At 72.8% G+C, this 471-nt stretch carries 1 protein-coding gene and 1 pseudogene; both read left to right on the top strand.

Annotated elements, in window-relative coordinates; all coding sequences use genetic code 11:
- Positions 1 to 219, top strand: a pseudogene (locus HMPREF3105_RS13615) (alpha-ketoacid dehydrogenase subunit beta); the annotation flags it as partial.
- Positions 216 to 471 (top strand): biotin/lipoyl-containing protein (locus HMPREF3105_RS11040; RefSeq protein WP_305791349.1); only part of this gene is annotated, 256 nt, incomplete at its 3' end. The pseudogene HMPREF3105_RS13615 and the gene HMPREF3105_RS11040, both read left to right, overlap by 4 nt.

Genomic DNA, 471 nt, shown 5'->3' with positions numbered 1-471 from the left:
TGGCTCGAGGCCCCGCCGGTGCGCGTCACCGGCATGGACGTGCCCTACCCGCCGTCCAAGCTCGAGCACCTGCACCTGCCGGACCTCGACCGCATCCTCGACGGCCTGGACCGTGCTCTGGGCCGACCGAATTCGCTGGACTCCGTGGACGCGTTCGCCGCCCCCGAGACCGCCGAGCAGTTCCTCGCGGCCCAGAACGCCGGGGAGGAGACCCGATGAGCCAGAAGACCTTCCGCCTGCCCGACCTCGGCGAGGGCCTGACCGAGTCCGAGATCGTGACGTGGCGCGTGGCCGAGGGCGACGCGGTGAGCGTGAACCAGGTGCTCGCCGACGTCGAGACGGCCAAGGCCGTGGTCGAGGTCTCGAGCCCGTTCGCGGGCGTCGTCGCGGCCCTGCACGGCGCCGAGGGTGAGACCCTCGAGGTCGGTGCGCCCCTGGTGACCTTCACCCTCGAGGGCGCCGAGCCCGACG

Source organism: Micrococcus sp. HMSC31B01 (assembly GCF_001816085.1).
Taxonomy (GTDB): domain Bacteria; phylum Actinomycetota; class Actinomycetes; order Actinomycetales; family Micrococcaceae; genus Micrococcus; species Micrococcus luteus.
This window is presented reverse-complemented; position numbering and strand designations above follow the sequence as displayed.